We start from the raw sequence: 15055 nt of genomic DNA on the forward strand, positions 1-15055 counted from the left end.
CCTGCTATGCCGGAGGCGTTAGCAGGGGACCCCTCCTTACCGAACCGGCCGGGCCGCCGTCTTCGCCGGCGCGGTCTCGGACTCGGCCGGGCCGTTCTGCCAGGGCGGCGGCGCGTCCGCGAGCATCGCCTGCCGCAACCAGGTCAGGGCTCGCGACAGCAGACGCGAGACGTGCATCTGGGAGATGCCGAAGCGGGCGGCGATCTCGGCCTGGGTCTGGTTGCCGTAGAAGCGCATCGCCAGGATGCGCCGCTCCCGCCAGGGCAGCCGGTGCAGCAGCCCGCTGACCGTCACCCGGTCGTCGACGGACTCCAGCGCGATGTCCGACTCGCCCACCAGGTCACCGAACTCGGCCGAGCTCTCCCCGCCGACCGGCGCGTTGAGCGAGGCCGGGCTGTAGCCGGCCGCCGACTCCAGCGCGGCGAGGATCTCCTCCTCCGGCGTCTCCAGCCGCTTGGACAGTTCGGCCACGGTGGGCGCGCGGGACAGCTCGCTGGTCAGCGCCGCCGTCGCCTGTCCGACCTCCAGGATCAGGTCACGCAACCGGCGGGGCACGTGCACACCCCAGGTGCGATCCCGGAAATGCCGCTTGATCTCACCCACGATGGTGATCGCGGCGTACGCGGTGAACGAGCCGCGTTCCGGGTCGTACCGGTCGACGGCGTTGACCAGCCCCAGACGGGCCACCTGTTCCAGATCCTCCAGCGGTTCCCCGCGTCCCCGGTAGCGGCGGGCCAGCCGGCCCGCGAACGGCAACGCGAAGCGGACCAGGTCGTCCCGCGCCTCGTGGCGGCGCTCGGGCGGCAGCCCGGCGATCCGCGCCGCGTACGCGAGCGCCGCCGCGTCGAGATCCTCCAGCCCCCGGTCCGTCGGTGGTGGTGTGGTCGTGGTGGTCTGTCCGAACATCCGCGCCTCCCTCAGGAAGGACCCCCGCCCGGATACGTGGACACCGGGCACGCGCGTGGACACGCACGGGCCGAGAAGTGGGTTCGTGATTGGGATGCCAGCGGGCGACGCCGCGCCACGGCAAGTGATCAGCCTGTCGCAGCCGGCGGTGTTCCCGCTCCGTAGGTACTCAATCACGGCGGCGCGGGTTCGCGAGGATGTTTCGTCAGCCTCGCCTCAACAGATGAGCAGGCCGTGCGGGGTGCCGCTGGCGCGCAGCGCGGCCAGCGCGTCGGGCACCGCGAGCGGCGGCGGGGCGGGCAGGTCGTACGGCTGGGCGCGGAGCACCTCGGTGGCCCGGCGGGTGGGCACGGAGGTGACCGGGTAGCCCCGCGCGGTGGCGCGGTCCAGGGCCCGGCGGCGTCGGCCGAACCCGGCGACGGCCAGCCACTGCGGCAGTCCGGCCAGCGCCGGTGAGCGTACGCCGGGCGGCTCGGGGAGCACGTCCACCGAGGCGAACGGTTCGCTGCCGGCGAGCCACCACTCGACCTGTTCGACGCTGCGCCGGGTGGCGTTCTCGCACCAGTACGGCACCATCCCCGCCCGCACCACCTGCCACGGGTCGAGCAGTCGGCCGCACTCCACCACCAACCGGTCACCGGTCTTGCCGGCGGCGCGCAGCCAGCGACGGTACAGGTCGGCGACGGCGGCGCTGAGCACCCCCGGTGCCGGGAACAGCAGCCGGCGTACCGGATGCCCGGCGCGGGCGGTCCAGTCCCCGACGGCACGGTCCAGACCGGGCTCCACACCGTGCTCGGCGGCGGCCGGCGGGGCGGAGATCTCCGGCGGATCCCAGTTCACGCCGTCTCCCCCGGCGGAGCGCAACACCTGCCGCAGCGCGGGGCTGTCCGGGTGGAAGTCGACCGGCTCCAGCCCGCTGGCCGGGCAGCCCACCTGGAAGCTGTGCCCGTCGGCGGCGTCGTGCACCGGCCAGGTCCGCGCGTCGCTGAGCACCAGCACCGGCGCGCCCGGCACCAACCGGTCGCTCAGGAACCGCCGGTACGCCGTGGGCAGCGTGCGCCACCGGGCGGTCAACGCGACCGTCACGCCGGCCAGCGAGCCCCGGCTGGCCGGGCAGTGCACCTGGCGTACGTGCAGGTCGGGGTTTCCGGCCAGCAGCCGTCCGGCGAGGGCGGCGCCGTGGTCCAGGGCGGCGCGGGGGCGGTCCACCGCGCCGCGCGGCCAGTGCGCGGTCATCTCGAAACCGGCGGGCAGCCACGGCATCCCGAGCGCGGTCGCCAGGTGGGCGGCGGCGCCGTGCGGCGAGCCCAGCAGCACACCGGGGTACCGGCCGCGCGGGTACTGGTCGACGAACCAGCCGGCGACCCGGGCGGCGTCGACCTCGGCGGTCTGCCCGGCGGTGAGGGCCACCCGTCCGGCGGTACGGGCGGCGGCGGCGCGGCGGATCGGGTCCGGAGTGCCGGCGAACCGGGACACCGGGCCGACGTGACCGAGGTCGGCACAGTCGGTGCCGCGCAACGCACGGGCGACGGCGGCGACGAGGATCCGGGACGTGCTGCCGACCGCGACCACCCGGTCGCCGGTCAGCCCCGCACCCGCTGCCGTGAGTCCCGGTCGCGATCCTCGCGCCGGCCCCACCGTGCCCCGTTCGCTCACGCGGCCCGGCTTCCCGCCCGGATGCGCCTTAAACAGGGCATCCCTCCACCGAGCGGGATCAATCAGGTGATCTTCGACTGTCCACCCCGACGGTACGCAACACCCCGGCGGGGTCCATGCCGGCCGGGCCGACCACCAGCTCCAGCAGGCACGGCCGGTCCGCGCCGAACGCCTCGGCCCCGGCCGCGCCGACCAGTTCCGGCCGGTCGACGCGGATGCCACGCAGACCGAGCAGGCGGGCCCAGCCCGCGTACGGGACGTCGTCGGTGGGCGGGTGGGGCGACCCGGCGTACCGGGGGTGCCCGGAGCGGGTGTTCAGCACCAGCAGCACCAGGCGCGGATCGGGCCACGCCGCCCGGTGTCGGGCGACGGCGACCAGTTCGGCCAGCCCGGAGGCGCGCATCCCCTCGTCGGCGACGACGGCGAGCACCGGACGGGCCGGGTCGGCCAGCTTGGCGGCCAGCGCGTACGGCAGGGCCGTGCCGGGGGCACCGTCGGTGCGCAGGACCTCGACACCGGCGGGTACGCGCAGGTGGCGGGCGTACCCGGCGACGGTGCCGCCGCCGTCCACGGTCACCGCGCCGCCCGGGGGCAGCCGCGTGACCAGGTCGTCGATAGCCTGCCACGGGTCGACCGCCCGGCCGGGGCCTCCCGGGGCGCGGCGGGCGGACGCGTCGGCGGGCAGCACCAGGCAGACCGGTCCACCGCCGCGCAGGGCGCTGCCCAACGCCTCGTCCACCAACTCCGGTGCCCGGGTCGGGTCGGCGACGTACCGGACGTGCCGGCACGTCCCGGCGAAGCGGGGGCCGTCGTCACGGTGCCCGTCCGGCTGCTGCTCGCCGAGCACCGCCAGCACCGGCAGGCCGGCCCGCCGGGCGGCGTCGAGACCGCCGAGCAGACCCAACGCGTCCGGCCCGCCGTCGGAGAGGCAGACGCCGACCCCACCCGCGAACCGGGCGTGCCCGGCGGCCATCAGCGCGGCGCTGTCGGCGTGCCGCACGGGAACGAACTCCGGGTCGCCACCGGCCGCGTGCAACGCCTCGACCAGCGGCGCGGTCGCCGGGCCCGGCGCGCCATACACCCGCGCGACCCGCCAGGCCAGCAACCGTGCGACGACCGCGTCCGCGACGGCCGGGTCAGACACCGCCCCGTCCCGGCGTGACCGGGTCGACGTAGCGCAGCACCGCACCCACGCCCTCCACGAGCTGCGGAGCCTCGTCCGGGCCCAGCACGGTCAGTTCGGCGTCGGTGCCGACCAGCGCCCGCACCAGCGCCGCGTCGGCGCGTACCCGGGCCGGCTCGGCCACGGTGGCGAGCTGACTCGGATCGGTGGCGATGTCGGTGGCCGCCGGGCCGATCCAGAGCTGCCCGTCGGCGGACGGGTCGTCCACCAGCAGCATCGTGTCGACCTGGTTGCGTTGCAGCGCGGCGACCACGGCGTCGAGTCCGGCGCCGACGTCCTCCTGGATGCCGAAGCGGTCCAGCGCGGCGGTCACCCGCTGGTCGGCCAGATCGGCGATGGTCTGCACGGTCAGGTCGTCGAGCAGGCTCTGGTCGGCCCCCTCGGCGCGGGACCCGGCGTCGGTGCGGACCACCATGTCCTGCCAGCGGGCCGGCATCTGGGCGGCGATCATGCCGGTGGCCCGGATGTCGCCGGCCACCACGACCACCTCGGCACCGACCCGTTCGGCCAGCTCCACGGTGGCCGCGGTGACGTCGCCCGCGTTGTGGTGCCACGCCTCCATGGCGGCGCGCTGGTAACGCGACTGCGACCAGCCGCCGGGCTTGACCCGGCGCAACGGGAAGCTCTCCCGGCCGGTGACGTGAGCTCGTCGGGGCACCCCACCGGCGCTGACCGACATCGCGTCGGCACCGGTCCGGTCGGCCAACACGCGTACCCACGCGACCTGCTCACCCCGTTGGGAGAGCAGCGGCATCACGTGCGGCAACGGCGCGTACGCGGCCAGGTCCCGCCGGGGTGGCGCGGCCAGGTACTCGGAGAGCACCACCCGCCCCTGGGCGCCGAAGACGGCGATCCCGTAGTCCCCGGGCAGCGGGTCGTGCCCGCGGACCACCCGGTCGATGGCGGCGACGGTCGGTTCGTCGGCCCCCTGCTCGGCGAGCTGCCGTTGCAGCCCGCGCCAGCGCAGGTCGAGGGCGGCGTGGGCGTCCTCGGTGTCCATCGAGGCGTCCAGGTAGACCGAGCACCACGGACCCGGGCGCTGATAGAGCGGGCGCAGGAAGGACAGCTGCATGCTCGACCCCTTTCCGGCTCGGCCCACCGCTTACCCGCGCCACCCGGCTTGTCACCTGCCGGCCACCGCGTGACCGATTTTCATTCACGTCGTTCAACCCCGAGGATCGATACGATCTGTGAGCAGAAGCGGACTCTGGGTGGTGGACATGGACACGACGTCGTACTCGCGGCGCAGCCTGCATCCGACCGGTCGGATCCTCACCGCGCAGATCGTGCGGCTGATGGACGGTTACCCCCGGGAGGTACGCGTGGGGCAGCCGGTACTGATGGTGGTGGTGGCCGCCGCCGGGGTGATCGGCCTGCTCGCCAAACTGGTGCGGGCCGCGCTCAGCGCCGGTTCCGGCACCGGCCGCCGCACGTTCAAGGAGCTGAAGAAGGGACCGGAGTACCTCGTCACGCCGGTCCGTCTGCGCGACTCGAACGGCAAACTGTACGAGGTGGAGCTGCACGGACACCTGCCGCAGAGCGCGCTGCACCCGGCCGACCACGTCCAGCTCACCCTGCGCGACCAGGGCGACCCGGATCTGGCGCCGAAGATCGAACGGATCGTCAACCTGACCACCGGTCAACTACTACGGCCGCGTACCGCCACCATGTGGTCACACCTCGGCCCACCGCTGCTGCTCCAGGCCACGCTGGGTCTGCTGCTCCTGGCCGGGCTGGCCGCCTGCACCGCCCTCACCTGAGGGTCAGCCGACCGGGGCGGGCTCCCGCTGCGGCGCGGACGTGGTGTCGAGCATGCCGCGTCGGCGGGCCCAACGCTCGAAGACGATGGTGGCGAACGGCGGCACCGCGCAGGCCAGCGCCACCACCGTGGCCGTCAGGCTCCACCGGTTGACTCGGGCCACGGCCAGCACCAGCAGCCCGTACACCACGAAGAGCGCACCGTGGATCGGGCCGAACACCTTGACCCCCAGCTCGTTGTCGGGCGGGCCGTACTTCGCCGCCATCCCGGCCAACAGGCCGGCCCAGGAGATCGCCTCCGCGATCGCCGCCACCACGAACAGCCGGGTCACCTTCTCGCGCACGTCAGCCATGGTATGTGCCGCCGGATCCGTGAAACGCACGTGGTCGGGGCTTCCGCCCGGAGGCATGGACGTGCCACGTCGGGGGTACCAGGGGTGACAGGGTGGTGACCATGGGCGAGGAAGTCGGCGCGCAGACCTTCAGTCGCCAGGATCGGGCTCGCTACCGGGACAAGGTGCGGCGCTGTCTCGACGTCTTCGCCGAGATGCTGCGGGAGTCCCGGTTCGACGTCGACCGGCCGATGACCGGCCTGGAGATCGAGCTGAACCTGGTGGACGAGGACTCCATGCCCACCATGCGCAACACCGACGTGTTGCGTGCGGTGGCCGACCCGAGTTTCCAGACGGAGCTCGGGCAGTTCAACGTCGAGATCAACGTGGCGCCCCGGCGGCTGACCGGCACCGGCCTGGCCGAGTTCGAGCAGAGCGTACGGGCCAGCCTGAACGCCGCCGACCAACAGGCCCGGACGGTCGACGCCCGCCTGGTGATGATCGGCATCCTGCCGACCGTACGCCCCGAGCACCTGACCGCCGCGACGCTGTCGCCCAATCCCCGCTACGCGTTGCTCAACGAGCAGATCTTCGCCGCCCGGGGCGAGGACCTACAGATCTCGGTCAACGGCGTGGAACGGCTGTCGGTGACCGCCGACACCATCACCCCGGAGGCCGCCTGCACCAGCACCCAGTTCCACCTCCAGGTCTCCCCGGCGCAGTTCGCCGACTACTGGAACGCCGCCCAGGCCATCGCCGGGATCCAGGTGGCGCTCGGCGCGAACTCGCCGCTGTTCTTCGGCCGGGAACTGTGGCGGGAGACCCGCATCCCGCTCTTCCAGCAGGCCACCGACACCCGCCCCGAGGAGATCAAGTCGCAGGGCGTACGGCCCCGGGTGTGGTTCGGGGAACGCTGGATCACCTCGGTCTTCGACCTGTTCGAGGAGAACGTGCGCTACTTCCCGGCCCTGCTCCCGGTCTGCGACGACGAGGACCCGTCCGAGACGCTGGCCGCCGGTGGCGTACCGAACCTGGCCGAGCTGCGGTTGCACAACGGCACGATCTACCGCTGGAACCGACCCGTCTACGACGTGCACCGGGGTCGCCCGCACCTGCGGGTGGAGAACCGGGTGCTGCCGGCCGGGCCGACCGTGCTGGACACCGTCGCCAACGGCGCCTTCTACTTCGGACTCGTCCGGGCACTCGCCGAGGCGGACCGGCCACTGTGGTCGCAGATGTCGTTCAGCGCCGCCGAGGAGAACTTCAACACCTGCGCCCGGCACGGCATCGACGCGCGCGTCTTCTGGCCCGGCCTGGGCTACCTGCCCGTCACCGAACTGGTGCTGCGTCGCCTGCTCCCGCTGGCCCAGCAGGGCCTGGACCACTGGGGCGTCGACCCGGACGAGCGGGACCGCCTGCTCGGCGTCATCGAGCAGCGCTGCCTCACCGGCCGTAACGGCGCGAGCTGGCAGGTCGCCACGCTGCACCGGCTGGAGTCGACCGACCAGCTCGACCGGCCGGACGCGCTGCGCGAGGTGCTGCGGCACTACGTGGAACTGATGCACAGCAACCGCCCGGTCCACGAGTGGCCGATCCCCTGACAGCCTCCTGACACAGAGAGTGACCAGAAGGGCACGGGCATTACCGTAGGTGCGACGTCCTTCCGCCGGGTCGAGAGGATCCGCCGATGCCTCCGTCACACCGACACTCCGTCACCCGCCTCGTCGCACCCCTCCTCGCGCTCGCCCTCGTCGGCGGCGCCCTCCAGCCCCTGCCCGCCGCCGCCGGCCCGCGCACCGGAACCGCCACCACCGGCGAGCTACGGACCACGATGCGGGACGCCGCCACCGGCGCCGACGCCCGCGGCTGCCTGAATCTCATCCCGGTCGACCGCGACCCGCTCACCGTCGTCGCCATCGGCGAGGAACAGATCGGGCGGCACGCCGGCTGCACCGGGATCGAGGGCGGTGCGGTGGTCGTCACCAACGTGCCACCCGGCCGCTACCGCCTGCTCGCCCGACCCTACGAAACCCACCACGGCCTGCAGTGGGTCGGCGCGCACGGCGGCACCGGCCAACGGGAGAAGGCGACGGTCGTCACGGTGCGGGCCGGCCGGACCGTCACCGCGCCGACGGTCCGCTTCGACCCACCGGGTGCCGTCACCGGCCAACTGTCCCAGCCGGACGGCACGCCGCTGGTCTACTACGCGAGTGTCACGACGATGCCGTTCGTCGCGCATCCCAAGTACGGCAGCCCCGGCGCCATCAGCGACGACGACGGCCGATACACGCTGACCGGCCTCGGGCCGTACCACTGGCCGTTGTACTTCAGTGCGAACCAGATGGCCAGTCAGTGGTCCGGCGGCACCGCCGACTGGCGCGAGGCCCGCACGGTCCGGGTCCGCGCCGCTCGGACCGCCACCCTCGACCAGACGCTCACTCCCGGCACGGTGCTCAGCGGCACCGTCACCGCCCCGGACATCTCCTACTACGCGCAGGTGATCGCGTTCCATTCCCGCACCGGTGACGTCGTGGGCGTGTCGGACGCGGGCTCCGAATACACGCTGCGGCTGCTGCCGGGGCAGTCGGTGGTGCTGCGCTGCGACTGCGCGTACACGCCGAGCCGGTGGTATCCGAACGCCGCGCAGATCGGCGGCGCCCAACCCCTGCGGGTACGCGGCACCCCGTTGACCGCGCACTTCGACTTCACCGGTGCCACCGTGCCGTGAGCCCGGTTCAGCGCAGGGCGGCCAGGGTCAGCGCGGTCGCCCGAGCGAGAAGGACGTCGTCGGACTCGGCGTCCTTCCCGCCCCGGCCGGAGATCACCGCCAGCACGATCGGAGGCCGGTCCGGGGGCCAGAGCACCGCGATGTCGTTGCGGGTGCCGTAGCCGCCGGCTACGCACGGTAAAGCGGATCCGCGAGGAAGGTCACTTCGGTCGATCGGCCATCGATCGGTGGCCGCGCGCCGCCCGGGTTCAGCCGCCCGCCTGCCACACCTTCCAGAGGCCGTATACGGCCGAGACACCGAGCGCCACGGTGCCCAGCAGGACCGCCTGGCGGCGCTGCGCACTCGGACGCACCTGGGCGACGACGGTGGCCGCATAGAGCAGCGCCACGATGATCGTCCAGGCCCACGCGGTGGAGATCCGTTCGTCGACCCGGCAACCGGCCGGCGCGGGGTGGACCGCCGGGCACACGTCGACGCGCGGCACGGCCAGATACCAGAAGCCGGCCCAGGCGAGGACCGCGACGGCGCTCGCCACGGCGACCGACAGCCAGGGTCGGAGCACTGCGGGCACGGCCACCTCCTTCGGGACACCCGGAGGCGTCGGACGTACGGGACACCCGGGGGCGGCCAGCGTACCGGTCGCGGATCCTCGCGCCGGAGACGGCACCGCCCGCCGCCGACGGTGGGTGACCGTCGACGGCGGGCGGGTGAGCCTGGTCGGAGCCCCGGCGGTCAGTCGACGCCGAACTCCATGGCGGCACGGTCGAGGGCCGCGTCCTCGGTCGAGGAGACACCCCGGGAGGCGATCGCCTCCGCGCCACCCTCCGGCATCGCCCCGATCAGCCCGGTGGAGGCGGCCTGCGCGGCACCGAGCACCCGCTGCGGCGCGCCGCCGACCATGCCCAGGTTCGCGTACTGCTCCAGCTTGGCCCGGGAGTCGGCGATGTCCAGGTTGCGCATGGTGAGCTGGCCGATGCGGTCCGCCGGACCGAACGCCGAGTCCTCGGTACGCTCCATGGACAGCTTGTCCGGGTGGTAGCTGAAGGCCGGGCCGGTGGTGTCCAGGATCGAGTAGTCCTCGCCCCGCCGCAGTCGCAGCGTCACCTCGCCGCTGACCGCCGTGCCGACCCACCGTTGCAGCGACTCGCGCAACATCAGCGCCTGCGGGTCCAGCCAGCGACCCTCGTACATCAGGCGACCGAGACGACGACCCTCGTTGTGGTAGTTCGCCAGGGTGTCCTCGTTGTGGATGGCGTTGACCAGCCGCTCGTAGGCGGCGTGCAGCAGCGCCATGCCGGGGGCCTCGTAGATGCCCCGGCTCTTGGCCTCGATGATCCGGTTCTCGATCTGGTCGGACATGCCCATGCCGTGCCGGCCGCCGATGGCGTTGGCCTCCAGCACCAGATCCACCGCGCTGCCGAACTCCTTGCCGTTGATCGTGACCGGGCGGCCCTGGTCGAACCCGATCGTCACGTCCTCGGCGGGGATCTCCACCGTCGGGTCCCAGAACCGCACACCCATGATCGGATTGACCGTCTCGATGCCGGTGTCCAGGTGTTCGAGCGTCTTCGCCTCGTGCGTGGCGCCCCAGATGTTGGCGTCCGTGGAGTACGCCTTCTCGGTGCTGTCCCGGTAGGGCAGGCTGCGCTCCTGCAGCCACTCGGACATCTCCTTGCGGCCGCCCAGCTCGGTGACGAAGCTGCTGTCCAGCCACGGCTTGTAGATCCGCAGCTGCGGGTTGGCCAGCAGGCCGTACCGGTAGAAGCGCTCGATGTCGTTGCCCTTGAAGGTCGACCCGTCGCCCCAGATCTGCACGTCGTCGGCGACCATCGCGCGCACCAGCAGCGTCCCGGTGACCGCGCGCCCCAACGGCGTGGTGTTGAAGTACGCCCGCCCGCCCGAGCGGATGTGGAAGGCGCCGCAGGTCAACGCTGCCAGCCCCTCCTCGACCAGGGCGGCGCGGCAGTCCACCAGGCGGGCCAGCTCGGCGCCGTAGTGGAGCGCGCGACCGGGCACCGAGGCGATGTCGGGCTCGTCGTACTGGCCGATGTCGGCGGTGTAGGCGCAGGGCACCGCGCCCTTGTCGCGCATCCACGCGACCGCGACCGAGGTGTCGAGGCCGCCGGAGAAGGCGATGCCGACACGTTCACCCGTGGGCAGGGAGGTAAGAACCTTGGACACAAGGAAGAGTATGCACCACCCCGCATACCCATGCAAGTCGGCGGCGCAAGGAAGGGCCCCCTGCTAACGCCTCGTGCATAGCAGGGGTCCCCTCCTTACATCCGGGTGCCGGCTGCTTCGCGGAGGGCGGCGATCGTGGTGCGTACGGCGGGAGTGTGTTCGACGGCGTCGTGCACCACCACGTGGATCGAGCGGACCGGTGTCGGGCGGACCACCCGGATCGGAGTCACACCGTCCGGCAGGTGTGCGGCGCCGAGCGCGGGCAGCACCGTGAGGCCGATGCCGGCCGCGACGAAGGCGAGCGCCGTCCGGTAGTCGTGCGCCTCGACCCGGAACGCCGGGCTGAATCCGGCGGCGGTGCACGCTTCGAGGAGTTTGGCGCGGCACCAGCCTCGGGCGAAGTCGTTGTCGACCCAGCGCTCTTCGGCGAGTTCGGCGAGGTCCACCTCGTCGTGGCCGGCGAGGGGGTGCCCGGCGGGCAGCACGGCCACGTACGGGTCGTCGACGATGTGCTGGGCGGTGAAGCCCGCACCGGGATCGAAGCCGGGGTCCGCCACGACCACCTGGACGTCGGCGCGTTCCTCCCGACTGTCCGGGATGTGCTCCCGGAGTTGCAGGTCGATCCGGACGCCGGGCAGGTCGGCGAGGATGCGGCGTACCACCAGCGGCATCCACGCCTCGCCCACCGACGCGAAGTACGCGATGGAGAGCGAGCCGGTGCGACCGGTACGCAGGTCGGCGATCAGCGACTCGGCCGCGCCGACCCGGGCGAGCACCCGGTCCGCCTCGGCGGCGAGGGCATGGCCGGCGGAGGTGGGCCGCAGGCCCCGGCCGGCGCGGGCGAGGAGAGTGAGCCCGGTCTCGCGTTGCAGCGCGGTGAGGTGCTGACTGACGGCGGAGGGGGTGTAGCCGAGGTTGGCGGCGGCAGCCTGGACGGAGCCGGAGGCGACGACGGAACGGAAGACCCGGAGGCGGTGGACGTCGAGCACCTAACAACCGTAAAGCAAAACTTAACTGTCGTGAAGAAAGAGTCGCTGGTGCTGAATCGTCGAGCATTCGAGAATCGGTCCATGACGCTCACCGAAGCTCCCGCCAGGGCCGCCGTCGACGACTCCCGTGGCGCGGCGTACCCCCGACCTGCGGCACCGCGCCGGTCCTGGCCGATCGTGGTAGCCGCCGGGACCACGGTCGTGCTCTGGGCCTCGGCGTTCGTCGGCATCCGCTTCGCCGGGCACGACTACTCGCCAGGCGCGATGGCGCTGGGCCGCATGGTGGCGGCCTCCGCCGCGCTGACCCTGTTCGTCGCCGTCACCCGGCGGTTCCGGGTCCGGCACACCGAAGCGACGGTCCCCCGCCGGGTCGCCGTCCCCCGGGGCGGCACGCTGGGGCTGATCGTGCTCTGGGGCGTGGCCTGGTTCGGCGGGTACAACGTGGCGCTCAACGCCGCCGAACGACTCGTCGACGCCGGGACAGCCGCGCTGCTGGTGGCGGTCGCGCCCATCCTCGTCGCGATCGCCGCGACACTCGTACTCGGCGAGCGGCTCACCGGCCGCCTCGGCGTCGGGGTGACGATCGCCTTCGCGGGCGTGGCCCTGATCGCGGTCGGCGGCTTCACCGGGCACGCCGACCCGGTGGGCGTCGCGCTGGCGGTGCTCTCCGCCCTGCTGTACGCCTTCGGCGTACTGCTCCAGAAGCGTCTCCTGGCGCGGGTGGACGCGGTGACGATGACCTGGCTCGGCGCGCTCGCCGGGACGGCGGCTCTGCTGCCGTTCGCGCCCACGCTGCTCGCGGAGTTCGCCGCGGCGCCGCTCCCGGCGACCCTGGGCGTGCTGTTCCTCGGCGTGTTCCCGACCGCGATCGGCTTCCTCACCTGGGGTTACGTCCTGTCCCGCTGGACGGCGGGCCGCACCACCGCCGCGACCTACCTGGTCCCGCCGGTGACGGTCCTGCTCTCCTGGACGCTGCTGGGTGAGGTACCCGCGCCGCTCGCCCTGCTGGGCGGCACGCTCTGCCTGGCCGGCGTGGTCTTCGCGACGCGCCGCTGAAAGAACGACGGCACGGCCGCACCGCCAGGCGCGCGACGCCGGCCGGTGCGGCCCGTCGCCACGCATTCCCGCCAGGAGTACGCGCCGACCACCGACCCGTCCGCCACCGGGTGGCACCCGGCCCCGCTCGTGCCTCGCCGCGCCGCACGTGGCCCCGCTCGCGCCTGACGGGCTCGTCGGCGTCCCAGCTCGCTCCCCACGGCAGGTGCGCGCCTCCGCTCGCGCCTCGAAGTGTGCTCCCCGGCCCCTTTCGAGCTGACGGCACAGACGGATCAGCGGCACCGATCGACCTCGGCGTGGGACCGCACCGTCGACATCCGGGCCGCTACCTTCGGTTCGTGACGTGGACCGAGCCTTCCGTCTGGTACGCCAACCTGCCGACCTTCCACGCCTCGGCCGGTGCCCTGATCACCGACCCGGCCGGCGACGTACTGCTGGTCAAGCCCCGCTACCGCGACCACTGGGCGTTCCCGGGCGGCGGCGTGGAGGCCGACGAGGCGCCGCACCACGCGTGCGCCCGCGAGGTCCACGAGGAGTTGGGCCTCACGCTGCCCGTCGGCGACCTGCTCGTGCTGGACTGGGCACCGCCCGAGGGCCCGCGCCTGCGCTCCCTGGTCCACTTCACCTTCGACTGCGGCACGCTCACCGGCACCGAGCGTCTCGATCTGCCAGCGGACGAACTTACCGAGGCCGCCTTCTTCCCGCCCGACGAAGCCGAGAAGCTCCTCCCCACCACCGTGGCCCACCGAGTCAGCGCCGCCCTCCACGCCCGCTCCCAGCGCAGGCCGATCTACCTTCCAGCGACCCCACCTTTGCAGCGGTCAACCGTGTGACGGCGTGACCTGCGGCCAGTTCTCGAACGAGAGCCGACCAGGCACATCACCCAGCGTCTACGCGTCGCGGAGTGCAGCAGGATCCCGATACCGATGCCGGCAGCGACACCGATCACGAGGGTGCGACTACGACTGCCGCTCGAAGACGTAGGCTGCGGCGGAATCGGCAGCGGATCCGGTGATGTCGGCAGCGAAGACGGCCGGGCCGCCAGAGCTGCGAGATCACATTCATCGGAGAGGATGGCGACGAACTTCTTCCGTCGACGGGAGCTGCAGTAGGACTGTCCATTGACCTTCCACCACTCGCGCGCCACCGCCGACTCGAACAGCCGACTCGCCACGACGTGCAGCGTGTCCTCCCGCGTCTCGGCTAGGCCGTGTTTCATAGCTCGGGTCGGAGCCACTCGTTGATCGCGGCGACGTGGACCGTGGCCTGGTAGCGCACGGCGAGCTTGTCGAACCTGGTGGCCATGGCTCGATGGCGTTTGAGCTGGTTGATGCCGCACTCCACGGCGTGACGTTGCTGGTAGATGTGGGCGTCGAAGGTCGGCGGTCGGCCGCCCTTGGACCCCTTTCTGCGCCGGCTTGCGGCCTGATCGATCTTGATCGGGATCGTGGCCGGGATGCCACGTCGGCGTAGGTGCTCCCGGTTGGCGCGGGAGCTGTATGCCTTGTCCGCGAGGACCCGGTCGGGTCGAGTGCGGGGTCGGCCGCCGTCGGGCCGGGGGACCCGGATGCGGGCCAGGACCCGGGTGAACTGCGGACTGTCACCGCGCTGCCCGCCGGTCAGCAACATCGACAGCGGCTTGCGGCCCTGCTCGCAGGCCAGGTGCAGTTTGGTGGTCCAGCCACCTCGTGACCGACCCAGAGCGTGATCAGCCGGCTCGTCCTCGACCCCGCCGGGTGGTTCCTTCTGCAGCTCGGGTCGGGTGCGGGCGCCGGCGGCGTGCTGATGCGCCCGAGCGATCGTCGAGTCAACGCTGACGTCCCAGGTGATCAGACCGGCGGCGTCGGCGCGGGTCTGCAACCCGGTGACGAACCGCTGCCACACCCCGGCACGCTGCCAACGGCGGAACAGCCCGTAGACCGTCTGCCAGGGCCCGTAACACTCCGGAACATCCCGCCAGGGCGAGCCCACCCGGACCCTCCACCGGATCCCATCGATGAGCTGCCGTTTACTCCACTTCAGCGGTCGCCCTGGCTTCTTACCCCTCGGCAGCAGCGGTTCCAACGCCGCCCACTGCACGTCAGTCAGGTCGAACCGCCTCGTCACCGGTATGGTGGCCACGAGGTCTCCGTGCTGATGGTCTGTCTTGGTCGATGAACCATCTACCGGAGACCTCACTACGTATCGATCACCGACACGCCGAGATCTCCCTGGCCGGGGCTGACTGGCCAACCGCAGCTATGAAACACGGCCTAGTAGGCCGTG

14 protein-coding genes and 1 pseudogene are annotated in these 15055 nt (G+C 72.6%); 5 read left to right on the forward strand and 10 right to left on the reverse strand.

All coding sequences use genetic code 11. The features are described 5' to 3' along the window. Positions 1-36 precede the first annotated feature (36 nt). From HUT12_RS19980 to HUT12_RS19995, 4 genes are all read right to left on the reverse strand, one after another. Positions 37-1083, reverse strand: a complete 1047-nt coding sequence (locus tag HUT12_RS19980) for a SigB/SigF/SigG family RNA polymerase sigma factor (protein ID WP_236145757.1) — start codon at positions 1081-1083, stop codon at positions 37-39. Positions 1084-1122: 39 nt separating this feature from the next. After that, positions 1123-2544, reverse strand: coding sequence for a hypothetical protein (locus HUT12_RS19985; RefSeq protein ID WP_176095875.1), 1422 nt, complete (start codon positions 2542-2544; stop codon positions 1123-1125). A gap of 76 nt (positions 2545-2620) precedes the next feature. After that, positions 2621-3706 (reverse strand): thiamine pyrophosphate-binding protein, encoded by a 1086-nt coding sequence (locus HUT12_RS19990; RefSeq protein ID WP_176094341.1) that lies wholly within the window; start codon positions 3704-3706, stop codon positions 2621-2623. Beyond that, positions 3699-4817 carry a Vms1/Ankzf1 family peptidyl-tRNA hydrolase gene (locus HUT12_RS19995; RefSeq protein WP_176094342.1) on the reverse strand — a complete coding sequence of 373 codons (1119 nt, stop codon included), beginning with the start codon at positions 4815-4817 and terminating at the stop codon, positions 3699-3701. The genes HUT12_RS19990 and HUT12_RS19995 overlap by 8 nt, the downstream gene beginning before the upstream one ends. A gap of 139 nt (positions 4818-4956) precedes the next feature. Between HUT12_RS19995 and HUT12_RS20000 the strand changes: the two genes are divergently transcribed. Next, positions 4957-5505, forward strand: coding sequence for a hypothetical protein (locus HUT12_RS20000; RefSeq protein ID WP_131054295.1), 549 nt, complete (start codon positions 4957-4959; stop codon positions 5503-5505). A gap of 3 nt (positions 5506-5508) precedes the next feature. Here HUT12_RS20000 and HUT12_RS20005 read toward each other — a convergent pair whose 3' ends face one another. After that, entirely contained in the window at positions 5509-5856 is a 348-nt protein-coding gene (locus HUT12_RS20005; protein WP_131054293.1) for a DUF3817 domain-containing protein, read from the reverse strand. A 101-nt stretch (positions 5857-5957) separates the two neighbouring features. Between HUT12_RS20005 and HUT12_RS20010 the strand changes: the two genes are divergently transcribed. Together HUT12_RS20010 and HUT12_RS20015 are read left to right on the forward strand one after the other, a co-directional pair. Next, the gene (locus HUT12_RS20010; protein WP_131054292.1) at positions 5958-7436 is read left to right on the forward strand and encodes a glutamate--cysteine ligase; all 1479 of its coding nucleotides are present in this window, start codon (positions 5958-5960) and stop codon (positions 7434-7436) included. Positions 7437-7522: 86 nt separating this feature from the next. Beyond that, positions 7523-8563 carry a carboxypeptidase-like regulatory domain-containing protein gene (locus tag HUT12_RS20015; protein ID WP_176094343.1) on the forward strand — a complete coding sequence of 347 codons (1041 nt, stop codon included), beginning with the start codon at positions 7523-7525 and terminating at the stop codon, positions 8561-8563. Positions 8564-8570: 7 nt separating this feature from the next. Here HUT12_RS20015 and HUT12_RS32910 read toward each other — a convergent pair. From HUT12_RS32910 to HUT12_RS20035, 4 genes and pseudogenes are all read right to left on the reverse strand, one after another. Next, positions 8571-8726, reverse strand: a pseudogene (locus HUT12_RS32910) (class A beta-lactamase); the annotation flags it as partial. A gap of 85 nt (positions 8727-8811) precedes the next feature. Continuing rightward, positions 8812-9135 carry a hypothetical protein gene (locus HUT12_RS20025; protein WP_176094344.1) on the reverse strand — a complete coding sequence of 108 codons (324 nt, stop codon included), beginning with the start codon at positions 9133-9135 and terminating at the stop codon, positions 8812-8814. A gap of 161 nt (positions 9136-9296) precedes the next feature. After that, entirely contained in the window at positions 9297-10745 is a 1449-nt protein-coding gene (argG, locus tag HUT12_RS20030; RefSeq protein WP_176094345.1) for an argininosuccinate synthase, read from the reverse strand. A gap of 95 nt (positions 10746-10840) precedes the next feature. Next, entirely contained in the window at positions 10841-11734 is an 894-nt protein-coding gene (locus HUT12_RS20035) for a LysR family transcriptional regulator (RefSeq protein WP_176094346.1), read from the reverse strand. An 81-nt stretch (positions 11735-11815) separates the two neighbouring features. On the opposite strand from HUT12_RS20035, the gene HUT12_RS20040 reads away from it, so the two are divergent. Then, the gene (locus HUT12_RS20040) at positions 11816-12790 is read left to right on the forward strand and encodes a DMT family transporter (RefSeq protein WP_176094347.1); all 975 of its coding nucleotides are present in this window, start codon (positions 11816-11818) and stop codon (positions 12788-12790) included. Between the two features lie 338 nt (positions 12791-13128). Beyond that, a complete protein-coding gene (locus HUT12_RS20045; RefSeq protein WP_176094348.1) occupies positions 13129-13623 on the forward strand; it encodes an NUDIX hydrolase in 495 nt (164 codons plus the stop codon). Between the two features lie 382 nt (positions 13624-14005). Here HUT12_RS20045 and HUT12_RS20050 read toward each other — a convergent pair whose 3' ends face one another. Next, entirely contained in the window at positions 14006-14911 is a 906-nt protein-coding gene (locus HUT12_RS20050; RefSeq protein ID WP_176094349.1) for an IS5 family transposase, read from the reverse strand. Between the last annotated feature and the right edge of the window lie 144 nt (positions 14912-15055).

Origin of the sequence: Verrucosispora sp. NA02020 (assembly GCF_013364215.1) — a bacterium.
Taxonomy (GTDB): Bacteria; Actinomycetota; Actinomycetes; order Mycobacteriales; family Micromonosporaceae; genus Micromonospora.